General features: G+C 34.5%; 15 protein-coding genes. 12 read left to right on the top strand and 3 right to left on the bottom strand.

The window, feature by feature from the left end:
- Nucleotides 1-11 precede the first annotated feature (11 nt).
- The 6 genes from B3X18_RS04735 to B3X18_RS04710 all read left to right on the top strand — a co-directional run bounded on the left by B3X18_RS04735 (nucleotide 12) and on the right by B3X18_RS04710 (nucleotide 8,425).
- Nucleotides 12-1,037, top strand: coding sequence for an enoyl-CoA hydratase/isomerase family protein (locus tag B3X18_RS04735; protein WP_005025905.1), 1,026 nt, complete (start codon nucleotides 12-14; stop codon nucleotides 1,035-1,037).
- 119 nt (nucleotides 1,038-1,156) lie between these two features.
- Nucleotides 1,157-2,494: an MFS transporter gene (locus B3X18_RS04730; RefSeq protein WP_005025903.1), complete on the top strand. Its 1,338-nt coding sequence runs from the start codon at nucleotides 1,157-1,159 to the stop codon at nucleotides 2,492-2,494.
- A gap of 275 nt (nucleotides 2,495-2,769) precedes the next feature.
- Entirely contained in the window at nucleotides 2,770-4,107 is a 1,338-nt protein-coding gene (locus B3X18_RS04725) for a site-specific integrase (protein ID WP_034671230.1), read from the top strand.
- 2 nt (nucleotides 4,108-4,109) lie between these two features.
- A complete protein-coding gene (locus B3X18_RS04720) occupies nucleotides 4,110-5,678 on the top strand; it encodes a site-specific integrase (RefSeq protein WP_034671236.1) in 1,569 nt (522 codons plus the stop codon).
- Entirely contained in the window at nucleotides 5,668-7,986 is a 2,319-nt protein-coding gene (locus B3X18_RS04715) for a hypothetical protein (protein WP_034671228.1), read from the top strand. The genes B3X18_RS04720 and B3X18_RS04715 overlap by 11 nt, the downstream gene beginning before the upstream one ends.
- Nucleotide 7,987: 1 nt before the next feature.
- On the top strand, nucleotides 7,988-8,425 hold the full coding sequence (locus B3X18_RS04710) for a hypothetical protein (RefSeq protein WP_034671226.1): 438 nt from the start codon (nucleotides 7,988-7,990) through the stop codon (nucleotides 8,423-8,425).
- On the opposite strand, the gene B3X18_RS04705 is transcribed toward B3X18_RS04710, so the two are convergent.
- Nucleotides 8,414-8,623 carry a helix-turn-helix domain-containing protein gene (locus B3X18_RS04705; protein ID WP_034671223.1) on the bottom strand — a complete coding sequence of 70 codons (210 nt, stop codon included), beginning with the start codon at nucleotides 8,621-8,623 and terminating at the stop codon, nucleotides 8,414-8,416. The two genes, B3X18_RS04710 and B3X18_RS04705, sit on opposite strands and share 12 nt — an antisense overlap.
- Before the next feature lie 86 nt (nucleotides 8,624-8,709).
- Between B3X18_RS04705 and B3X18_RS04700 the strand changes: the two genes are divergently transcribed.
- On the top strand, nucleotides 8,710-9,207 hold the full coding sequence (locus tag B3X18_RS04700) for a hypothetical protein (RefSeq protein WP_034671221.1): 498 nt from the start codon (nucleotides 8,710-8,712) through the stop codon (nucleotides 9,205-9,207).
- A 136-nt stretch (nucleotides 9,208-9,343) separates the two neighbouring features.
- Nucleotides 9,344-9,652, top strand: coding sequence for a hypothetical protein (locus B3X18_RS04695; RefSeq protein WP_034671220.1), 309 nt, complete (start codon nucleotides 9,344-9,346; stop codon nucleotides 9,650-9,652).
- A gap of 49 nt (nucleotides 9,653-9,701) precedes the next feature.
- On the opposite strand, the gene B3X18_RS04690 is transcribed toward B3X18_RS04695, so the two are convergent.
- Nucleotides 9,702-12,365, bottom strand: coding sequence for an ankyrin repeat domain-containing protein (locus B3X18_RS04690; RefSeq protein WP_034671218.1), 2,664 nt, complete (start codon nucleotides 12,363-12,365; stop codon nucleotides 9,702-9,704).
- Nucleotides 12,366-12,573: 208 nt separating this feature from the next.
- On the opposite strand from B3X18_RS04690, the gene B3X18_RS04685 reads away from it, so the two are divergent.
- From B3X18_RS04685 to B3X18_RS04675, 3 genes are read left to right on the top strand one after another with little or no spacing between them, the layout of a single operon-like run.
- Nucleotides 12,574-18,378 (top strand): dsDNA nuclease domain-containing protein, encoded by a 5,805-nt coding sequence (locus tag B3X18_RS04685; protein WP_034688549.1) that lies wholly within the window; start codon nucleotides 12,574-12,576, stop codon nucleotides 18,376-18,378.
- 26 nt (nucleotides 18,379-18,404) lie between these two features.
- Entirely contained in the window at nucleotides 18,405-19,517 is a 1,113-nt protein-coding gene (locus tag B3X18_RS04680; protein WP_034671213.1) for a PIN domain-containing protein, read from the top strand.
- 1 nt (nucleotide 19,518) lies between these two features.
- Nucleotides 19,519-20,478, top strand: a complete 960-nt coding sequence (locus B3X18_RS04675) for a bacteriophage abortive infection AbiH family protein (protein ID WP_034671234.1) — start codon at nucleotides 19,519-19,521, stop codon at nucleotides 20,476-20,478.
- 420 nt (nucleotides 20,479-20,898) lie between these two features.
- On the opposite strand, the gene B3X18_RS04670 is transcribed toward B3X18_RS04675, so the two are convergent.
- Entirely contained in the window at nucleotides 20,899-21,837 is a 939-nt protein-coding gene (locus B3X18_RS04670) for a LysR family transcriptional regulator (protein ID WP_005025893.1), read from the bottom strand.
- 201 nt (nucleotides 21,838-22,038) lie between these two features.
- Between B3X18_RS04670 and B3X18_RS04665 the strand changes: the two genes are divergently transcribed.
- Nucleotides 22,039-25,518: an indolepyruvate ferredoxin oxidoreductase family protein gene (locus B3X18_RS04665; protein WP_034680053.1), complete on the top strand. Its 3,480-nt coding sequence runs from the start codon at nucleotides 22,039-22,041 to the stop codon at nucleotides 25,516-25,518.
- Nucleotides 25,519-25,560 lie beyond the last annotated feature (42 nt).

Raw genomic sequence — 25,560 nt, 5'->3', positions numbered from 1 at the left:
AGAATGATGAGATGGATATGGAAAAGCATTTAATCATTGAACAGCAGGGCGTTCTGGGAATAATCAGTCTAAACCGTGTCGCAAATCTTAATGCACTTTCAATTGAGATGATTCATCAGATTCATATGCAATTTGAGACATGGCAACAGGATCATTCTATTCAGGCTATATTGATTAAATCAAACAGTCAAAAAGCTTTTTGCGCAGGTGGCGATATTCGTTATCTATATGATAATTATAAAAACCAAACTGAAGCGCATAAAGCATATTTTAGTGCTGAATACGACATGCTTAACAGGATTCGTGATTATCAGAAACCGGTTATAGTCATACTGGATGGCTATGTGCTGGGTGGAGGTTTCGGTCTGGCACAGGCCTGTCATATTATTGTGAGTAGTGAAAAGTCCCGTTTTGCCATGCCGGAAACAGCAATCGGCTTTTTCCCTGATGTTGCAGCAACACACTTTCTATCTCGTCTTGATGATATCGGCGTCTATATGGCGATTACCGGCGAGCAAATCAGCAGTAGTGATGCACTTTATCTTGATCTGATTGACTACCATGTGCCTGGAGAAAAACTTCAGGCTTTACAGAATGAGCTGGCTCATTCATCCAGTTTAAATAAAGAAAAAATACAACAGATGATTGGAAAGTATATTACCCGTCCTGCTGAGAGTGATCTAAGTTCACGGTCTGAAAATATTCGAAAACATTTCGGTTTTAAAAATTTGCAGGATATCGAACAGAGTCTCGAAAATGAACAAGACGAGCAGTACAAGGCATGGACAAATAAAATACTGATTACCTTGCAGCAGCGTTCCCTGATTGCGAAACAGACCAGCCTGAGACTTCAGCACTTAGGACGAAGTTTGTCATTACAACAGTGCATGCAGATTGAGCGTGATTTACAGGATATCTGGTTTGAACATGGTGACTTCATTGAAGGTGTCCGTGCACTTATTGTTGATAAAGACAAACAGCCGCAATGGAAAAAAGGCAATCCAGAGCTTGAACAAATTCTAGAGCGACTCGGCTGAGTCATTCATATAGAAGTTATACATTCAAGGAGACTAGAGAGAAACTGAAAATACTTATGGTCAGGGCTGATTATACGTATAAAAACTCAAAACAAGAAAATCTAAAAAGGAATATGACAATGCAAACAATACATGGAAACGGTTCGCATTCTAAAAAGTCTTCTCACCGCCTGGCAGGTATCTCAAGTATGGTAGGGACGACTATTGAATGGTATGACTTTTTTATTTATGGTGCTGCTGCTGCACTCATTTTTAATAAATTATTTTTTCCAAACCTTGATCCGCTCACCGGTGTACTCGCAGCTTTTGCAACCTACGCTGTTGGATTTATTGGTCGACCATTAGGCGGTATTGTATTTGGCCATTTTGGTGACAGGGTAGGCCGAAAATCCATGTTATTAGTGACTTTAATGTTAATGGGTATCCCGACAGTCATGATCGGACTGTTACCTACATTTGAGTCGATCGGTTACTGGGCTACGGTTTGTCTGATTATTTTAAGATTTATTCAGGGTATGGCGATGGGCGGCGAATGGGGCGGGGCAGTTCTCATGGCTGTTGAACATGCTCCAGAAGGTGGAAAGGGTTTTTGGGGAAGTTTACCACAGGCCAGTACTGGAGGCGGTTTAATGCTGGCTTCGGTGGCTTTGGGTCTAGTGTCTTTACTACCCGAGGAAGCATTGTTTAGCTGGGGCTGGCGCTTACCATTTTTAGCCAGTATAGTGCTGTTGGCGGTAGGTTGGTATATCCGGGTGAAAGTTCCTGAGTCGCCAGACTTTGAAAAAATTAAAGAAAAAGCGAAAGAAGTTAAAGTTCCTGCATTACAGGTGTTTAAAAATCATCCAAAACAGTTAATTACAATTATTCTATCACGCGCTGCTGAAAATGCCTGGTTCTACTTGGCTTCCACCTTTGCTTTAGCCTATACCACCACGCAGTTAAATATTCCTAGACAAGATATTCTATTTGCAACAATTTGTGGCGCTGCTGTCATTATGGTAATGACTCCATTATGCGGACATTTATCCGATAAAGTCGGCCAGCGTAATATGTTCAGATTTGGTCTTTGTATGCTTGCACTATATAGCTATCCATTCTTTGCAATGTTAAATACAAAAGATCCTGTTTTAGTATGGACAGCAATCGTATTGGCAATTGGTGTAATTTTTCCAATTATGTATGCACCGCAGTCACAATTATTTGCTCGCCAATTTCCTGCTGAAATTCGCTATAGCGGTATTTCAATTTCGGTACAATTTGCAGGTGTGTTAGGTGGCGGTTTGGCGCCATTAATTGCTACAAAGCTATTGAGTATTGGTGAAGGAAGTCCGCACTTAATTATTATGTATATTATAAGCTTTGCAGTATTGGCAATTATTGCTTCTTCATTCTTAAAGCCTGACCAGAAGCTCAAGCCTACAGAAACGTTTACACAGAAAGAAATTAAAACTTTATAGAGCTTTCTAAAAGCTTTTAACAAGTTTTACTGAAGCTGGATTTTTGAATACCGTTATACAAAGTGTATGGCGGTATTTTTATAGAATTTAACTTTACCACAGCATTTCGCATAATGTATATTATGTTAAATTGGTTACATGATACATTTACTTCACAACTCCCTGTGTTTATAGATAAACAATATATAAATCAATAACTTATTTTCAAAATAACCCTATGCTAATTTTAGTTAAGTCTATATAGTGTTTACTTCATTTAGTTCTTCAATTATGCAATGTTCTTCTTAAAGACAATTAAACTTCCAAAAAAGCATTCAAATCAAAATCGTATAGTTTTGTTGTTTGATGCTTCCACTACAACTCCTTGTCTTTATCCGTTGCTCTATTCTTTATCTGTTTTGAGATTTCAAAGTGTAGCTACACAACAATCAGATATGCTCGCGCTTAAATTTTGGTACGAATTCTGGTTTCAAAAGTTTTCAACATCATTTTGTGAGTCATTCCTTTCGCTGAACTATGAACCTGAAATATATTTACAGGAAATCGATAATTTCATGTTTTTCTTAGAGAATAATAAAAAAATAGAAACCAATCTAATCCGTTTAAGATCCAATCTTGATGTTAACTATATGACCATTACTCAGCGTATAAGGTCTTTATTTAAGTATTTTGCATATCTACTTAATGAATACTGGAATGTTAGAAATCAAGAGCTTACTGTCGCAGAAATAACACATCGCAGAAAAAACATAGATCTATATTTAATGAATAAAAAGAAAATTTTTAGCAAATTTTCTAAACGCAGTTTAACTGTAAAAAGTGAAATTAATCATAGTTTTAAAAGTCTAAATAACGAAATGTTAGCTAAGCTTTATGAAATTATCCGGCCAAATCAATCCACTAAAACCAATATAAATAATCCTTTCTCCAGCCAGCAGCATCAGCTTAGAAATTTTTTGATTGTGCATCTAATGGTGAATTATGGCTTAAGAGTTGGAGAATTAATGCTGCTGACTAAAAGATCAATTAAAAAGTCTCTTAACTCTGACTTATATAGTCTTGTAGTTACGAATACTGAGGATGAGCATGATACGAGAGCTAGAAAACCGAGTATAAAAAATGAACAGTCATTCCGTGTTATAAAACTCAATAATATGGATTTTAAGTTCCTAAATCTATATATCGAAAATATAAGAAATTTTACCGAATCTGACCTCTTGTTTACTTCTTTGAAGCCACCCTACTCTCCGCTAAGCTATTCTTCTATCAATGCAATATTCATAAAAATAGATAAAGCGTTTAGAAAACTACATCCTATATATTTCGATCATACAAATATCGACTCAGTTCAAAAGATAACTCCTCATGTTTGTCGGCATACATGGGCATATATCACTCTAGCTTTCGCTATTAAAAAGTATCGAAATGAAAGTCTTTCTAAATTAAGTATAAGTAGTAATGAAATTATGCAAAAAGCCCTAGAAGACTTACGCGTTTTAGGAGGCTGGAGTGCTAACAGCATAATGCCAAATTATTATGCAAAACGATTCATTGTAGACAGTGCAAATCTTTTAAATTTACAACGAATATCAGAAGAGATATGGGAGCTATAAAAATGGAACAATTTGATCTCTTTATAGATCCAGAACCACAGCCTAGATCATTTTTTAGCGATCAGCAGATAAAAGCTCTTCAGGATATATCTAAAAAATTACCTAAAATTGTTAAATTTTTGATAGCAGATAAATTTGATGATAAATATCTCACATCTACAGATAATATTTGGAATTTTTACTATTCTGGTCAAAGAGAAAATTTAAATTTTTCAAAGCTTTCCGAAAGTGAAAATATTTTGATTAAATTTTTCCTAATAGCATTTATTCAAAAAAACACCCCTTCTTTTTTAAGTCTAAAGCTTTATTCTTTTAACTTTTTAAAGAATTATTTAAATAATAATAAATTAGATTTTAATTATGAAAATTTAAAAAACTTACTGATTAAAATTGCACCTTTTGACAACCACAATGTTACTTATGGACATATAAAATTTTTATTGAAGCTATTAATTCTTGAGGATTTCCCTGGTTTTAATATAGAAGATGATTTTGAGCTAGAGTTTATTCCTAGGCCAAAACCTTTTAATTCAAGACTATATTACCAAGAATACATAGATCCTATTGATTACCCTCTTATTACAATGATTCAACAAGGGTTTTCACAATTAAATAAAGTTCTAGATCAAGTTAAAAATCAAACTCTACTTTATTCATCAATATTGGGACTTATGTATGTAACTGGACTTAGACCAGTCCAGTTAGCAAAGTTATCTGCTCAAGATATAAAAATTGATACTACTCGATCTGTTGATCAATTCCATCGATACAGCGTGCTAATTCCTTATGCTAAACAAGCTAGATATGTACATGAAAGAATAGCAGTAAAACTTCCAGAAGAAGTTGCAAAAATCATTATTGCTTATATTGAGAAGTTTAACTTACACCTTGAAGCAAAATTATTTGATATGGGTGAGAACTCTGCCCGCTTTTGCTCAATAGCAATTAATACTCAATTGTTTGATTTTTCACCTGAATCATATCGGAAAGCTGTAACTGCTGGTGAAATGATAAAGCAGAAATATTCTTTTTCAGATTTTAGACACCATGTAGGTTATAGCCTAGCCATGGCTGGATCTTCTGCTGAAGAAATTGCATATATTTTAGGACATTCTTCCCTTGTAACTGCTAGATATTATATTTTTTCAACTCCAGAATTAGCCCAGATCAGAGCACAAGCTCTTGGTAGGAATTCCTTATACAAACAAATGATTGCTATGCTTCTCACTGGAAGATTAGTTTATAAGAATGACTGGAAGCAAAAGAAAGTTTTAGGAAATATTGGTAGCAAAATTCACTATGATATTGGTGGATGTTCTTATAAAGACAAGTGCTTATTTCAGCCTGTACGTAACTGCTATGGTTGCATGTATTTTCATCCTTTTATTGATGCTAATCATAGTAATGTTCTAGAAAGTGTTCAAAATGAAATTAATGATCTGATCAAACTATCTGATGGTATAGGTGTCTCTAGAAATCCTTTAATTAGAGTTCATGAATCAACAAAATTTGAAATTGAATCTGTAATAGCTCGTTGCGCAATGCATCAGGAAGATCATCATGAATCTTGAAAAATATAATGCATTCATCAATGAACAGAAAGAATACTTTAATCAAAATCTACAGGAGAACTTCAAGTGGAGTTGGAATGAGCTATCCTGGTATGGAGGAACAATAGGTTCTGGCTGGCTGTTATCAAGAAGTGGTAAAACACATTTTACCTTTGGATCTATTAAAAGACTAAATGGGATAAGCAACTGTGATATTGATGAAAATTTTCAATATTTCATTAAAGCAGTTTTAATTCTTAGTTATAGAAAATCAAATTCTAAAGCTTCTCCTCAAAAGCTATATGCAGAGTTTTTAATTTTAAAACGTTGGTACAGCTCACTTTGTGATATGGATATGTCGAAAGTCCATCCCTGTTACTTATCTACTTTAATTTTAAATAATTCTTTTGAAATTCTGGCAGAAAATTCTAGTAAAACAAACCTTCCAGATCATGCTGGAACATATCTTAGATTACAGGATATGCTTAATCACTATAGTTTTACTAAACAACCTTTAGAATTTTCTCAAAAATTTCTCTATATCAACCGCCAAAATAGAACACCAAATGCGAAGAAAACTAAAGCGTTAATAGATCAGTTGGAACTTGATGAGGATGATCTAGATAAAGATAAACTTATTTCTATTCGAACATTTATCAATATCGTTTCGTTAATTAGTTTGTGTGAAACGAATGGTGAAAAGATTGTGCTCAACCTTCTGTTGTTGCTTATCGTCACTGGATTACGTTCGACAGAAGCAATTCTTTTAAAAACTGATGCATTGATTAAAAAGCCTATAATTGATCCTATCACCAAAGAGCATTTAACTTTAGACGGTATCAAACAATACACCTTAGGTATTCAATATCATGGTGCAAAAGGTGCTGGATTTAGAATACATTGGATTGAGCCTTTGTCCGCAAATTTAGTAGAGACAATATTTCAATCAGTATTAGAGTTAACCAAGGAATATAGAGAACATCTCCACTATATTAGATCAAAAGACTGCTCTAATTTCCTACCTAAAACATTAGATAACATTGCTGCCGATTATGTTGAAGTAGATGATCTAATTAATACAGTTTTCAGAGTGAAAAATACTTATAGAGGACGGGCCGGTCAACGTGAAGTGGTGATCAAAACTCTTAAAGATATTCCTATATTTAAAGAGTTTAAGAATAGCACGCAAAAAAGAAAATATTATTTGAAAGATGATATCAATACATTCATTGAGGGGCTAACTTATGATTCTAAATACCCTATTGATCATGTTTTTAATTATGAAGGTAAGACAGAAAAGATTGCTTTTGAAAATTTATTATTTATTCATGAATTTCGGTCTACAACCCTCCAAAGAGCTTTTATCAATAAGACAAATGTTATTCCTTTAAATGCAACGTTGGTTAATAGTTTTTTAGGAAACTCTCGAAGTAAGTCTGTTTTTGAGAAATATAATTTATTAGAAAATGAGAAAGAGCATTCTAAATTAACTACTCATATTCCACGTCATAATATTAATACCTTCCTTGCCTTAAGTGGTCTCGCTGAGCACTTACAGGCAATGCTAATGGGGCGTGTAGATATCAAGCAAAATCAGCATTACCAGCATCTAGCTCTCAAGCAACGTAAAGTAGCAACGAGTATTCTAGAAAAGCATGAATTGACTCTTTATAAAGAAGTAGAAGAGCTTAAGCCAGAGTATCCAATAGATGCACTTAAGAAAGATGGGTTAATGTATTTTTCAGATCAGTTAGATCTTGAAAATAATCTAAAGATGAATTTGCAGTCTTTTGATTCTAAAAATGAAGTTGCGAGTTATATAAAAGATTCTTTTTTTGATGAATATTTTGAAGATATTGCTGAGTCATTTAATGAATTAGTAAAAGAAGATCAATCCCTAGCAAACTCATTAATTCAACGCCATGCCTGTTTACCCCCCTTGCCTTTTGGTGGTTGTATGCGTGAAGTGGCTGTTCATGACTGTCCTAAGCGACTTGCATGTCAATCTGGTGATCAGTGCGGTAACTTCGCTTTAACAGGCCGTAAAGGTGAATTAGAAACATTGAAACTTATTTTAAATAGATTATTGCGACAGTTTGAAAGTATCGAACAATTAGTAGCTCATGATTCTACTTATGATGAAATGCTTGAAGATTTACGCCAGAAGATTCTTTATTTAACCGGTTTGAAAGAAAAGGCATTAACTAGACAGAATAATTTAACGCCTATATCAATTTTCTCTTATGGAGATCAGCTTAGTAAATTACCGAGTACTTTAAGTGAGTTATTTGCCATAGAGCAGCAAAAAATAGAGTCAAAGGAAGTTTAGTATGTTACGTGGCAAACAATTAGATGAAGTGATCGAACAAGAATTGCAAATGATGCTGATAGAAGGTTTTGAGAAATCCCCTATCTCTCATAAAACTTTGCATGATCGATTAACGAATAAAGGGTATATATCTGGTGGTTTAAGTACCCTAAGCTCTGCTGAACGCAAAAAATTAATTAGCCTTTATATGGCAGAACAACTATTGCCATTGAACCTGAGGGCTAAAGATCAGCAGCTTTATGTGAATAAAAAAACAAGACAGGCACTTACTAATACCAATAAAAATTTACGGACTCAAGTTGAGGAACTTGAATTACAACTACATCAAAATACTGAAACGCTTATAGATATTATCGAGGAAGTAAAACTACGAACTAATTTGAAGATTGATCATCTACTGGCTCCACATCTTCTAAAAAAGTATTTATCACGGGAGTAGAATTTTTGGATCAACCTCTAATGTTTGTGAAATTTGATATAGTTTTTCAACAGTTATACTAACTTCTCCCCTTTCAATTCGACCTAGATAGCTACGATCAATTGCTGTTCGTAATGCCAACTGTTCCTGGCTAATCGATTTACTTTTCCGAGTTTCTCTTATTTTAGTGCCAATTGATATTGCTAGTTCCTGATTCATAGTTAAACACCATAAATACCAGAACTATCAAGAATTGAAGTGTTTTAATCCACGGACTATAATCCTCAATTTCTAGTGTACTATTTATGGAAATTCAGAATTTACCGATGTTCAGGGAACTTTCGTCAGTTCTTTGTAGTTATAAAATCGAATCTTGGCAAACTAAAGATTTCTGGGAGAAAGTTAAGCTTTTAAACGTGCCTGATAACAATATAAATTACCAAAGTGTTTATCGATTGATAGTTCGATTATCAAATGAAGGATATTTGGATATTGATTTAGAAAAAAGTAAATATAATCTAATAAAATACAATGAAAATAATAAATTAAAGGAATTTCGTTCAGCATTCTGTTTTAGCTCACTGACGATACTTAAAAAGGTAAGTTCAGAAAAATTGAAATTTGAAAGCGAGCTTATTTATTTAGAAGAAGAAATCGATGTTTTAGAAGAATTAAAAGATCAATTTCCTGATATTCAAACTAAAATCGAACAGCTAATAGACTTAAAAATACATAGAATTAAGTACTTAGACATAAAAGTGCGTGCAATAGTTTCATTAATTAATTATTTATCAAAGTTTTAATCTGTAGAAAAGTATCTGCCATCAAAATCAATCATCTTCAAAACGTCAAATTATGTCGTCTAAGAAACTATACATATAGACAGTTCTTTTTTGATCAATTAATAATCAGTTTTATTCAATCACTTTAGGATGCTAGATGAAAGATAAATTCATAGATTGGTTTCACTTTCATGTGGAAATTTTGGAAAGGTATAAGCTTCCCTACTTTGTTTGGGGAATCGGCTTGATAGCTATGCTTATTGCACAACATTTTTATTTTAAAGCCATAAATGGGATATATAACTTTCAACTTTTTGGGAACTTTCCTTTTAGACAAACTATAGAAACACACATCTATTTTGTTAAACATGGTATGTGGTTAATACCTATGGTGGCTTTAGTATTCTTTATAGTTCTTGGAGTTCAAATCCATCAGAGGAATATTCAAAGAGTTTATAGGTATTAATATGAAGAAGCCCTGTACATCAGTATCTACAGGGCTTTAAAGAGAGAAATTAACTGTTCATAGATAAATTTTGCTCTAAAACTTCAAGAATTTTTTCCAGTTCTTGTTGTGTCCCACAAGAGTAACCATTTTTTCTACTTTGCAGTCTCAATATATCTAACGCCTCAGGATTCTCTATGAGGTATTCAACCAATTCTAATGGTGTGAATCCAGCATGATCTTTTTCCCGAAGTTGTTTCGGCACTAATTCTACTAACTTTTCGACAGCATAAATATTTCCAGACCAACAAGCAGTATGTAACGGTAATCTTCCATCCATTGTTTTCAAATTCCAATCAGAAGAGTCAGTACAGAAGGCATCAAAAACTTTTGGAGATCTAATTTTACAAGCTGTATGTAATGCCGTCATCCCTTGATAATTTTGAATATTTGCATCGGCTCCTGCCACTAGCATCTGTTCAACTAACATCGTTTCACGAGCCTCGACAGCCAACATTAATGGTGTTTGGCCTTTTAGGTCTGGAATATCCAGTTGTTTTGGATATTTTTCAAAAATATCTTTTAATAAGTTTTCCCAAGCTTCTACTATCTTAGCATCCATCACTTTTTGAACTTTGAGAAATAGCTTCAGCATCAGCATGAGCATTGAGTTGCCTTCAACGTCAGGAAGATTAGATTTAAACAAAGCTTTATTAGAATTTAGCCAATCCTTCAATCCTGCTAAATTATGTTGTTCTAGCAAAGGAAAAAGTTTATCCAAAGCTGGTTTTACCAGAGTTTGACCAAGTGGTTGTTGAGACTTGATTCCAGGATACGGTTTATAAAGATCTTCCCAGAAATAAGAATATGCCCAACGTGCTACTTCCTCTATAGAAGGAATTTGATCACTTTCTATCATTCCACCACTAAGCATTTCACGATAATATTTTTCGTGATTGTTTGTGATAAGTTTTTGATTCGCTACTGCTACAGCTAAACAATCTCGTGCAATTTCTCCAGTCATTAGGCCATAACTGCCTTTAAAACTCTCTTCTAGTGCATCTCTGAAATATTTTGATGCCTCATCAAAATTATTTTGTGCCAATAAGTGCTTAGCTTTGTACTGTAAAATAGCAAACTTCCATAAATCATATCCTTCGGTTTTTTCTGCTTGATCAAGTAAAGCTTCAACCTTATTTTTACAATCTTTAGGTCTGTTTTTACTTTCACCATTTAAATAGTAAGCAAGCTCGGGGATAACAACTAGAATTTTCTCTATAGGCGTATTAGCCAGTTCTCTCATACGCTTAGCGGTCATTTCTTTCAAGTGAATAGGTAGCTCTGGTGACTGAGCTACGCCACTTACTACCCAGTAATTCTGTTCATTATGTAAAGCTCTCCATGGTGAGCTTTGTTGCATGCGAGCTTTCAACTCTTGAGTTTTGGTTTGTTCTTCATAAAAGTTATGGAGTTTACGTACAGTGCGTTCAGCAATTTCAGCACATGATTCCGGATCATGATCAATTACATCATCAAGTACATCGCTTGCATTGATACGGAAGCTATAGCTCAGATATGTTGCTAGCTCATCAATACCTGTTTCTTTACTAGAGGGTAGAATTGAAAGAAATATGCTTTGTTTATCCCATTCAGGTAAATGAGCTTCAAACCACATATCTTCTGCAAATTCACCTTTATCTCTACAATTTCTCCATGCCTCAATAGTAAGGTTATAAACACCTTTATATAATGCAAATAGTTGTAGGACTTTGTTTTTCTTGAGGTCAACACAATACTTATCTACGTCAGGACACAGAGATTTGACTAATCGGTGATAAATATCCTGCACTGTACTAGCAACAATTAGGCGTTGGCGAATAACTTCTATAGAAGGTGCTGAATAGCGATTTAATAAGCATTCAATTAATCTAGTTTTTTCTTCTTCATTTACGTTCCCCTGCAAAATATGAGTAAGGATTTCCTCAGACAAAGGAATTTCAAATTTAAGCTTTTGAGCATTTAGTTCCTTTTTGTTGATAAAAGCTAATGCTTGATTAAATTGCTCATCCAGAGTGATAGTTTCATTTAGGGTAAAGGCACCTTCAAAATCTAAACATAGCCCTTCTGGGAAATATTCATAAATAGAGCTGTAACGAATAGTATTTGTACCATTCTTCCAGTTATAGAGAGAACGTCGTAAATTTTGAATGTCTATATCTAGGCTATGGTTGGCAACATTGTCTACATCTGTTCCTAGTAGATCTGTTAACCAGTCAATGACTTGTGGCACAGGTAGAATTAGCTTTTTATCACCATCACTTTCAACCACCTCTGGTAAATACCAGAAACGACCACCTGACATACCTTTATCAAAAGGGGTCTCAATAGCTTGGAATGCCGAAAACCGTGCTAAACCTGGTACTAAGAAATGCGTTAAAAGCATCCAGTTAATTTGTTTTTGATCAGCATTAAATGTCCAAGTTTTGAGCTCAAGACCTTTATAGGCATTTGCAATATTGGTTAATGATTGCCAAATGGCATCAAAAGACTCAGGGCGAACATTGAGTTTTTCAAAAATAGATAAAATAATTTTTTTCATCATATCAGATTGCTTACTGATACTGATTTTCCCAGTGGCAAATTTATTCTTTTGAACTGTCGAATATGAGGTATTACCACCAAGACTTTGATGGATTTCTAACAGTACTGATTCAATTTTTGGTAAAGTGCCCATGCTTTTTTGCTACCATGATGAAATTTTCAGAAATCATATATGGTTATCCTCAAAACAACGATGAAAAATGATGTCCCCCCCAATTATCTAATCATATTGTATTGATTATAATTAAGAAATTTTCATTTTTTTATTTAATTCTAACTTTGGATTAAGATAAAAGTAGGTATACTTTAGACATTAAAAATTTCTTAAAATCATCAAATTTATGCTTAAAGATAATATTAAAAGTACTGCGATTACATATAAAGGCTATGATTATCAAACGCTATTTGGTGTAAGTGTTCTTGCTGATTGGCTAAATTTCCCAGACAAATACCAGAAAGTTTTATTTGAAGCGACTGATGATACTGACTATACCCCACAAGCATTAGATGACGTAATTTGTGTCAGAAAAGATAACAAATATGACTACTACCAAGTCAAATATTCACCCTCTCCAGAAAAAGAAGAGAATGAATTTTCTTGGGATTGGATTCTTAAAAAGTCAGGAAAAACTGAACGTTCAAAAAGTATTTTAAGAAAAATATATGATGCCTACAAGCGGATACCATTAGATCAAATAAATTCGATCAATTTAGTAACAAATAAGCGCCTTGCACGAGATGTAGAACCTTGTTTTCAAGGAACACCTTATATTCAATTTGATTTGATACCTACAAATATTCAAGATGAAATCATTAAGCAGTTAGGTAATAAAGGTGAAGCTAAAACTTTTATTGAGAATTTAAAAATCGCTTATGATGATCCGATTTATTCAGTACTTGAGAATCAGGTCAAAACCTCAATTCTTAAATTTAGTGATGAATTAGGTTATCTTTGTCTTAAGGATGAGGCTAAAAAATGGGCAACAATTAAAAATTATCCTGCACCAGAAGGATGGATTACATTAGATATACTACGTTCAGTTATCCATACAAAACGACCTCAACCTATACCTCAAAGTTTTCATACTTCAGATGATTACGTATTGCCAGATGAGAATTTTCATAAAAATTTTATTAGTAAAATTCTTAGCGAAGATATCACAGATATACAGGTGCTGACTGGTAGCCCTGGCTTAGGTAAAAGTACATATCTAAGTTACCTTTGTAATGAATTAGAAGAAAAGAATATCCCCTATATCAGACATCATTATTTTATTTCTACTAGTGATAGAACACAGGATAGACTTTCTTTAAGAGTTATTGCTGAATCACTCTATTCACAAATCAGAAGATTTCATAATGGAATTGAAGTTTTATCTCATGAAAACCCTGAAAATTTAACTAATATTCTTGAAAAATGCGGGTGTTACTATAAAAAAAGTGGAAAACCTTTCATACTTATTATTGATGGTTTGGATCATGTTTGGCGAGATAATAATCGGAATATCAATCCATTAGAAGAGCTTTTCAAAACACTATTGCCATTACCAGATAATCTTAAAATTATTGTTGGTACGCAACCTGTAGATGATGAATATCTACCAAAAAAACTTTTAACTCTATGTCCTAAGAAAAACTGGACTTACCTTCCCCCTATGTCTGGCAACGCTATTTTAGTTTATGTAACTAAAAGAATAAAAGATGGAGCATTAATAACGAATAATTATGGAAATAAAAATGAAATCATCGCTAAGGCTTCTTCAGCACTATTAAATTCTACACATGGTTATCCGTTACAACTGATCTATACTTGTGAATATCTAAGAACTAACCTACTTCCCATTAATGAATGGCAAATCAATAAGCTTCCTATGCATAGCGGCGGGGATATCGAAGAGTATTATCTATCGATTTGGCATACGCTAAATCATAAGCAAAAAAATATACTACATCTTGTTGTAAATTTTAATTTTTTCTGGCCTAGAACTTCTTTTAATAAAATTTTTTCTGATTCATTCTTAGATATAAATTCAGTAATTTTTTTGCTACATGAATCTTTATCTGGTTTAAGGCCATTTCATGAAAGCTTGAGTGTTTTTGTCAAAAGCAGAGAAAACCATGATGAAATCATTGAATCATTATTAGTACCTCTGTGCACTTGGCTCGAGCATGATGCACCTGAGTCATTAAAACAGAGATGGTTATGGTATTGCCATGCTTTACTTGGTAATACTAGCCCTTTAAGAAGTGGCCTAACACGTGATTGGATTATCGAGCGATTAGTAGAGGGGTATGATCCCCAAATTTTTATCGACTTACTAACTCAAGCTGAAAAGGTTGCCTTTAAAGAACGACAGTATGCTGAGGCATACAAACATAGATCGATAAAAACACGTTTATTAAACGGCCCTCAATATCAACCAACTGATTTTAATCAGTTAAAAATTATATTTCTAACCACTGCCCCACAGTCTGCAATCAATGAGTTAATTTCCTTACGTCACCAACTTTCAGTAGCTGATTTAGGAATTCTATCAATAGCCTTATGGCATAGAAATGAGAAGCCCCAAGCTTTATCAATTGCAAACTGGTGTCGTGAAAGATTTCTAAGTGAAGAGCGTTTGCACAATGGTCATCAACATGATGATATTTATAATAAAAATTTAAAAATAATGCTGCATACTAAAATTTTAAATGATGATAAGTATATTCCTTCTCTTATCAAAAAAGATTCAATTAAAACGTGGAATGAAGAATGGATGACATTGTTGTGCCAAATAAATTGTTTGAATGATAATTTTGAACAATTGCTAGATGTTTTCAATGTAATAGAGAATGAAGACATCCAGAAGATGATAGCAGAGCAAATAATAATTCTAGGTTCTATTGAGGAAGTTGAACTTGGATGTTTAGAAAATCAAGAGTTGTTCGAGGCATCCACTCTAGGAAAAGTTGTTCAAATTTTAGAAAATAATTTATTCAAGCAAAGCTATTTAATTTGCAAAGATGAAGATGAAGATGAAGATGAAGATGAAGATGAAGATGAAGATGAAGATGAAGATGAAGATGAAGAACAATATCTAATATTTAAAAGTGATCAACTAGTCTTTAATTATAAAGATTACTTTTTCGAGAACTTCTTTCAACACTTAGCATCCCAAGGAAGTTTCTGTCATCTCCATATACGAAGTTATAGTAATTCCGTAAAAGCCCCTCTATACAACTTATTAGTAGAATTGGGTGACCATATCGTAAAACTTATTGAATATGATGAAGAAATTAAATTTATAGACATATATTCATTATTAAATAGTTCAGATCTTCCTATTCATGAAAATTATAAAGATGAAGGAGAGTTAAACCGATTTAGAAACAATTGGTTTGAGATTTGCTTAACTCTAAATTTAATCATTAATAAAAAAAGTATTAGCCTGTCTAATTTTAAAGGTGTAGAAGAAAAAGAATATTTTAATATTTATTGGTTTATTGAATGGTATGCTGAGCAAAATATTAAGTATTTGGATATGGAGACTATTGAATACTTATTTGAAATTATTAATGAAAGATTTGCTCAAGAAATTCAGGAAACCAATGAAAGATGTGATTACTTTTCCAATTTAGCAAAAATTGCATTACTTCATCAGAAACCAGAATACATCAAGCTATATTCTTATCAATGCTGGGATCTAATATTAGGGTATGGTTGGCGTAAAGATCTAGGTATTTTTGAGGTGCTTGATTCAATTGAATATCTATCTCAAAAAAATCAAAGAGATGCCCTATTCTACTTAAAAGAAATCTCTTCAGAAGTGACCCAAATTTTGGAATATACTGATGGTAAAGAAACCAGACATGCCTTACCACAATATACGAAACTTTTGTCTAGCCTTAATTTATCGTGCTTGACTTCTAAGTTTGAATGGGAAGTTAAAAATGGTGATTGGCACAATGCAGAAAATTCTTTTCATCATATATTAAGTAATTTACCAAACTTGTCGTCCCGTGTTTGGGAATCAATTTGCCGAACTGGGCTTTCACAAGATGATCTATATGCATTAATAAATAATTCAAATATAGACCGTGTGAAAGAGTTAACTAATATCGCATTAGATCACAATGGAATGGAGAGTCTTTCTAAGTACAATAATGATGCTAAAAATTCATCTAAAGATGAAATTCCTAATACTATAAGCTATGAGGATTATCCATTAGAAAAATTTCCTGATTTTTTGACATGGATTAAGTCAGATTATAAAAACAGAGACCATTTACTACCATGGATGGAATATTGGAAACCCAAAGTAAAAATATCTGACTTCATTAAATATGTTTGGAATTATATCAAAGATAATGATCTACATAACAAAGATGAAAATTTACTACTTGACCCTATCTATGAAATTGCAAAATCTACTAGGGGGAAAAATTTTGCATTTGACGTTCTTGTTAAAGCCCAATCCAATAAAGGTGGGTGGTTTAATCATTGGTTTGAGTCTACTGAACATACTTTCAAACGTTTAGATATTGTTGCTAAAGAATATAAAGAAAAAGCAGATGATTTCATCCAACTATCTACTCAGAATAACAAGGTCTTAAATACAGGACTTGTGATTCCATCGTCCCGATTAGTTTATCTGCTAATACAACTTGATCGTATAGAAGAAGCAAAATCATTTATTGAAGTAATGATTGAGGTTCTAAAAGAAGAAACTCGGAATCTGAATTTGCAGACACCAAGTTGGAATTGGAATGAGAATTTAGATGAACATGAAATAGCTATAGCGTTACTTGTTACTAGGTTACAGTGGCCGTTCACGAGTATTAAGCAATGGACTGCAAGTGAACTGTCTACTTTGTTAACTGTAAATGACACTCAAAAAATTGTCGAAGCTAGATTATTAGAAAGTTTGAAGTCTAAGAAATTAGAATCTGAAGTTGTTGAAATTTTGTGTGTATTTTGGATGGCTTGTCAGAAAGGCTATCATCCAACTATTGTTCTCGGAGAATATGTCTTTTCTAGATCTTGTTTATCTGATCAATTATTGAATGCTATAGACTCTAAAAACTGCAACTACGGTTATTACCAAGGAAACTTTGATATTGATTCGGGCTTGATTGAAAGAGAATCTAATTTCAGAAAAAACCTTGGATCTGAATTTCCACTTATGTATTTAAGTACTTGTGAAGATCTCGAAGAAAAATATTTTATTCCCTTGACTGAAGATTTTCAGCATGAATGGAACAAAACATTTATTCATGAGCCTAGGCTTCATGACACATATCAATATTTTTTAGAAAGAGATAACACTGGTCAGTTTTACACATTAAATAGCCATAGAGCCAGATCTGCATATTTAAGAGTATTTGAGGTTGCTAAACTTCGTTATGGAATGCCCGATGAATATGCTAATTTCTATTCAATAAAAGCTTTGCCACTCGAGACAGCATATTTAAATTTCTTACCATCTAGAGTGATGTGGTTTACAAAATGGAATTCTCAAGATGAATATAGTATTGAATCTCTTAAAGATTATCTTAGAAAATTAATTCGAGTTTGCAATACAAGCAATGAGGGAAAAATTTTAGGGGCTTTGTCATTTCCATTAAAAATTAGCTCTAAATTACAGTTAGATATTACTTGCACGTTAAGAAATGATAAAAGTAAGGCATCTGATAGATCTCAAATTGCTTCTATTGGATTGGATCTAGAAAAAAAATTAGAGTTTCAGTTTATTAGATCTAGATCTCAATCTACAGCTTCTGATGGTTTTCCTTTTATTGGAACAGCTTATCCTCGTCATAGATATGGACATTGGTCTGTTGAGCAAGATTCAAGAGGAATATATGTCCCTATCATTCCCGACACTGAGTTTAAAATTATAGGTTGTTCAGATAATAAGCTCATTAGGTATTTATTAGATAATATGGAAGTTGGTGTATCAGGTTATTGGAATGAAGAATGGAATAGAACTTATCCATCTAAAATAAAGCCTAAATGTGCAACCTATACATTACTTTATCCACAATATTTTCAATACATAGGAAATACTGAAACTGAATTTAAATATGTTTGTAAAGTAAATATTGCTTCAAAAGAGCGAGATTATAGTGATTTTCAGTTTGAAGAATTAACGATTGAAATTTAATTATTTGATGAAAGTTAGGTTTAACGATGACATTTAATACAGAATTAGAAACACGACTAGTTTTTCTGGATACTTCTGCCTATGAAAATAAGAATTACCAATTCGGGCAACATGCATTAGGACGTCTTCAAGAGCTGATTGAACAGGAAAAAATTCACTTATTAATTACAGATGTTACGATAAGGGAAGTTGAATCACATTTAAAGAAAAAGTCATTATCTGCAGTTGCTAAAATCAAGGAAGTACAAAGAGAGGCAATTTTTCTAAGAAATACACCTGAACTTGATTGTTACGGCATATTTTCCAAGATTGATGGTAATGAAATCTATGATCTGGTACATAAGAAATTTCTAGAATTTTTAGATAATCGGTCTGTAGAAACCATAAGTGTAAGTTCTGTAGATCCAAAACTAATATTTGATGCTTATTTTGAAAAATTGCCACCATTTAATAAAGAATCAAAAAAACATGAGTTCCCTGATGCTTTTGTATTAGAAGCTATAAAAAATATTAGTTTAGCAAGAGGACACTCTGTTTATATTGTGAGCTCAGACGGTGATATGCAATCATTTTGTGATAAAGAACCTAATTTTTTACATCTAAGATCGGTAGATGATTTAATTAATTTGATAATTCGTAGTGATAAAGCATATGAAGAGCCAATTAGATTTGCTGATGAAGTATTTGAACTTTTGAAAGAAGAGATAAAAGATCTTGCTTTAAATTATCTTGAAGATGGAGAGTTTATTTATGAAGATGCTGATCCTTATGATGAGGTTATAAACTCAGTCGATATTGAATCGCTGACTATTACAAATAAGACTCTACAGACAGTGAATCCCGAATGGGCAGAATATATTGTAGATTTTGAAGTGATAGTTACAGCAGATTATCGTTTTTCAGATTATGATCGTTCCCCTTGGGATCATGAAGAAAAACAATATGTATTCGTACTTGATAATGAATCAGTCATTAGACATAAACAAATTTATACTGCCAATTTAACACTAGCTTACGATGATGGGCTAAAAGCAAAAGCATATATCAGTGAGTTGTACTTTGAGCAACCTTACTTTGAGCTAACTAATGAGAATTCAGAAACACTTTCCTTTAAAGAACTAGATGTTAATGGTGAATAAAATGAAGCTATATATAATTGGTAATGGTTTTGATATTTATCATGGACTTGATACTCAATATTCATCTTTTGGTCTTTATCTTAAAAAAAATTACCGAGCAGTATATGAGCTTTTGTTAGAGCACTATGGTTTTACAGATTTAGATCCTAAAAACGCTTCTTCAATTTCAGATCCTTTATGGTCAGACTTTGAGTCCAATATGGCTGGACTAAATATAGATTCTGTTCTTGAAGCAAATACAGATTTTATGCCAGACTATGCTTCTGATACTTTTAGAGATAGAGATCGTTATTCATTTCAAATTGAAATGGAAAAAACTCTGAATTACTTAACAACAGATTTATATAAAGCATTTAATGAGTTTATATTAGCTGTGGATTTTCCAATTATAAGCAAAGATAAAATTATAAATTTAGATAAAAATGCGACCTACCTAACATTTAACTATACAGATACCCTTGCTAAATACTATAAAGTACCAAATGATAATGTCTTATTTATTCACGAAAAATCTGAAAATAATAAGCAAAATCTTATTCTTGGACATGGTATTACTCCAGATAACTTTAAAGAGAGTCCAGCTGTACCACCTTTAGGATTAAGTGAAGAGGAACTTGAGGACTGGAACAACTATCAGGCTGAACAATATGATTATTCTTTTGAACTTGGTAAACAAACTATTAAAGAGTACTTTTCAAGAACCTTCAAAAATACAGAAATAATCATTGGAAAAAACAAAGACTTTTTTTCAAGTCTTACTGATATTAGCGAAATTTATATTCTTGGCCATTCTATGGCAGAAGTTGATTTGCCTTATTTTGAAGAATTAGTTAAATCTGTTAAAGCTGATGCAAAATGGACCGCAACTTTTTACTCTCCTGATGAGAAGACGCATCATTTTAAGGTTCTGACAGGACTTGGTATCTCTAATATATCGATTGTCACCATGCAAGAAATCTAGTTTAGATAAAAAATTGTGGTAATAAGTGCCACTTTTCGAAATTATGAACGTTCTATCTTCAGTTCATGAACAAAACTTTTGAAATAAAAGAAATCTTAAATGTAAATATTTAATTTTCATTGGAAATTTTAATTTTTAGTTTGTGAACTAGATTTTAGGTGAACATAAGTTAACTAGGATATCTGAGACTGTAGCCTGCACAACACTGTTTGTTGCTATAGCTCAGCAACGTGAATACCTGCATCTAATTCACATTGATAAGTATCCTAATGCATAATTACCTAATACGAAATTTCGCAAATGTTATAGCATGGTCCATAGTATTTCGTACATTTATAAAGATAGCTGACTGTTTTATAAATTGTTTATCACAGAACCCTTCTGATTTTATATCTTAATAATTTTGACAGTGAATCAGAGTTATAAAAAATATTCTGTATCATTCTGAATCTTAGGCGAAATATGCTGATCGACCCACCTTAACCATGCTCTTGTTTTAGCATCAATAAAATGACGTGATGGTAATAAGGTATAAACACCAATATCAGGTGATCTCCAGTCTGCTAAAACGCGACATAATCGTCCAGTACGTACAGCTTCGATAACAGTAAAAGTTGGAAGCAAAGCAATACCCATGTCTTGCTGTACCATATCCAGTAATAATTCTGGTGTGTCTGCAATTAATGGTCCTGTAATATCGACTTGGTACGAACAACTATTTTTACTGATGAGATGCCATTGTGGTGTAATAGATGGGTTCACCAATCTTAAGCAGGCATGCTTTTGCAGGTCATCTAATGATTCTGGTTCACCGTATTTTTTTAAATAGGCTGGTGATGCACAAAGTAATGAAAATATTGTCCCAATTTGACGAGCAACAAATCTTGAGTCAGTCAATGATTCCGTAAGATATAAACTTACATCAATTCCTTTACCTAACAGGTCTGGCACATTCTGTGAAGTACGGTACTCAACCGTAAGCTTTGGATGGTTTTGACAGAACTCCGCCATTACTGGTGATACATAATGATGTCCGAAGCTTCCCATGCTCAAAACACGTAACCTCCCCTGCGGTTCGGTTGCCATTCCCATTGCCTGAGTTTCAGCTTCTTCTACCATCGCAAGTACTTGCCGGCACTGCTCTGCATAACTTGCACCAATATCGGTTAATGCGTGCTGCCTCGTAGATCTCTGTAGTAATTTTGTGCCTAAACGCCCTTCTAACTCGCTAATAAGTCGGGACACTTGCGCTGTTGTAAGCTCCATCTGCTCTGCAGCAGCCGTAAAACTCCCACTATCAATGACTTTTAGAAAAGCATGCATTGCATGTAGCAATCCACCATCAAGATTTTTGCGCATAACGTAAATATCTTTTTCTTAATTACGCATTGTTGCACCAGTATGGATCAACCACAATGACATTAATGTACATACATTAATCAGTTCCATTATTTTTAATTAAACTGATCAATCCTTTTTTAAGTATGTCATTTACTCCAAATATTCAACCGGATGTTGAACATAAAGTAGCTTGAACTACAAGATTCTAAGGAGACATAAATGAATATATCTACAAAATTTACTCCAAATAAGATTTTAACTAAGGACGTATCACTTGAAGACAAATATCTAAGTGATAACGGTACTGCTTACATGACAGGTATCCAGGCATTGGTGCGTTTACCACTCGCGCAAATACGGCGGGATACTTTAAACGGTTATCATACTGCTGGTTTTATATCTGGTTATCGTGGTTCCCCTTTAGGGAATTATGACAATTTTCTCTGGCAGGCTGAAAATATACTTAAAGACCATCATGTTGTTTTTCAGCCTGGTGTAAATGAAGATCTAGCTGCTACTGCAATTTGGGGTACGCAACAAGCCAATCTCGCAGGTCAAGGTAAATATGACGGGGTAACCGCCTGGTGGTATGGCAAAGGCCCTGGTGTAGATCGTTCTGGAGATGTACTCCGTCATGCCAATCTTGCAGGAACATCAAAGCAAGGTGGCGTGGTTGCCTTCTTTGGAGATGATCACTCTTGTAAATCTTCTAGTATTCCACACCAGTCAGAACATGTCATGATTGGTTGTGGCATTCCAATTTTTTATCCTACTTCAATACAACATATTCTTGATTTAGGTGCTCATGCGGTAGCAATGTCACGCTTTGCAGGTGTATGGACTTCGATGAAATTAGTCAGTGAAATCGTCGAAACCTCTGCTTCTGTTCATGTTAATTTAGATCGGGTCATTCCTGTATTACCCAAAAATATTCAAATGCCTGAAGATGGCGTAAATATTCGTTGGCCAGATCACGGCATTCAGCAAGAAGAACGTCTTTATAAATATCGCTTACCCGCTGTGTTGGCTTATGCGCGTGAAAATGAACTGAATCAGGTGACATGGCATTGTCCTGATGCACGTATTGGTATTGTAGCAAGTGGTAAAGGTTATTTAGATACAATTGAAGCGTTACGTATTCTAGGAATTGAAGGTCAGACAGCCCAACAGCTCGGACTGAGAGTATACCAAGTTGCGCTGATTTGGCCCCTGGAACCTCAAGGTCTTCGTGAATTTGCCGAAGGTTTAGAGGAACTTATCGTTGTAGAAGAAAAACGCCCTATCCTGGAAGCACAGATTAAAGACGAGCTATATGCACTTTCAGATGCCAAGCGCCCTCGTGTCATCGGTAAAGCCTGTGATGGAAAGGGTGAATGGAGTACATCTATTGATGAAGCGCCTTTGATTGGTCATTATGAATTTCAGCCTGAACCTATTGCCAAAATGCTGGCAGCTCGATTCTTGAAACTGGAGATTCCAGAAAGCTTAAAAACACAAATCCAAAACAGAGTTGAGCTGTTAGAAAAAGCAGAACAGGAATCACGTCGTGTTCTTGATATTGCAGAACGCAAACCTTTCTTCTGTAGTGGCTGCCCTCATAATTCATCAACCGCATTACCAGAAGGTAGCCGTGCATTAGGGGGAATTGGTTGTCATTTTATTGCTGTTTCACTGGATCGTGGTACAGAGACCTTCTCGCAGATGGGTGGTGAAGGTGTGAGTTGGGCTGGTGCCTCTCATTTCACCAACGAAAAGCATATTTTTGCTAATCTGGGAGATGGAACTTATTTCCATTCAGGTTATCTTGCAATACGTCAAGCAATTGCTGCAAAACTCAATATTACCTACAAGATTCTCTATAACGATGCAGTAGCAATGACCGGCGGGCAGCATGTCGATGGTCATCTCAGCGTGGCGCAGTTAACACGACAACTTGATGCTGAGGGAATCAAAAAACAAGTGATTGTTACAGATGAACCTGAGCTGATTCATACAGAAGAAGGTATTGCGCCTCACGTAGAAATTTACCACAGAAATGAGTTGGATGATGTTCAACGCAAATTACGTGAAATTTCAGGCGTTACGGCGCTAATTTATGTTCAAACTTGTGCCAGTGAAAAACGCCGCCGCCGTAAACGCAACGCTTATCCGGATATTGCAGAGCGAGTCTTTATCAATACTGATATTTGCGAAGGCTGTGGTGACTGTTCCAGAAAATCTAACTGCTTATCTGTTGAACCCGTTGAAACAGCGTTAGGAACGAAACGACAAATCAATCAGAGTAGCTGTAATAAAGACTTTTCCTGTGTAGAAGGTTTCTGTCCAAGTTTTGTGACAGTCCATACTCGCGATATGAAACGCCCGGAAATATTCAAAGGTATAGAAGCTGGCTGGCCTGAGAAGCCAATTCTTCCTGAACTCGATCAACAACCAGTACGTATAATGGTCGGTGGTGTTGGTGGTACAGGTGTGGTTACCGCAGGCGCTTTACTTGGAATGGCTGCTCATTTGGAGGGTAAAGCTGCACGTATTATGGATATGGCTGGACTGGCTCAGAAAGGTGGTACGGTTTATTCTTACGTACAGCTCGCTACAGAAGATGATCAAATCTCTGCTACCAAGATCCCTGCTGGTCAATGTAATCTTTTAATCGGTGCAGATCCTATTGTCGCAGGTAGCAATGCAGCACTTTCTCGCTTAAAGGCCGAGGCTATGGTAATAGTCAATGAAGATGGTTCCCCTACATCTGATTTCCTTGAGTCTCGTGACTGGTATGCTCCCATTACTGACTTGATTAATCGGCTGCGTAATCGCACTACACAAGGAAAACTCTTATCTTTGCCCGTAACACGTATTGCTACACTAGTGCTGGGTGATGCAATCTTTGCAAATCAGATACTACTTGGAATGGCTTGGCAATCAGGTCAGATCCCGTTAAATCGTGAAAGTATTGAAAAGGCCATCTATCTTAATGCCACTGCAGCTGAAAAAAATCTTGAAGCTTTCCGCATCGGTTGTCATCTGATGAGTGATCCTGACTTAGCAAAACGCATTATTGCAACAATAACAGTAAAGAATAAACCAGCTACATTGGCCGAATTAGTTGAAGACCGCTCTTCTCGCCTTGTCGAGTACTGGAATCAGGATTATGCAGCCCAGTATCGGGCACTTGTGGAACAGGCTGCCAAAGTCTTACCAGAAGACCTGACTGGAACAATAGCGACTCAGCTATATAGAGTCATGGCATATAAAGATGAATACGAAGTTGCACGCTTACTCACAGGAAAAAGTTTTAAACAGTCTATTGAAGCGCAGTTTGGTCAAGGTCTGCGTTTAACTTATCATTTAGCACCTCCAGCTTTGGGGGCTCATGGTACTATACGCAAACGTGCTTTCGGATATTGGATGCGCATTCCAATGATGATTCTTGGACGACTGCAGTGGCTTCGGGAAACGTTCCTTGATCCCTTTGCGTTACAGCAAGAACGACAAAAAGAACAGGCTTGGCGTGATCGTTATATCACATTTGTGAAATCCATTACTTCTGCACCTGAAAATTATGATTTATCTGTTGCTCAGCAAATCGCTAAATTACCTGCAGATGTAAGGGGTTTTGGCCCTGTCAAAATGCAAGCAATGGAAACAGCAATACAATGTTGGGATGAGCTTTCGTTAAGTCTCCATAGAGCTGATCAATAAACAGGATAAGTGTATATAGTAGCTGAAACAGGATTAAACCCA

Origin of the sequence: Acinetobacter sp. UBA6571 (assembly GCF_002434085.1) — a bacterium.
In the GTDB taxonomy this organism is placed as follows: domain Bacteria; phylum Pseudomonadota; class Gammaproteobacteria; order Pseudomonadales; family Moraxellaceae; genus Acinetobacter; species Acinetobacter radioresistens.
This window is presented reverse-complemented; position numbering and strand designations above follow the sequence as displayed.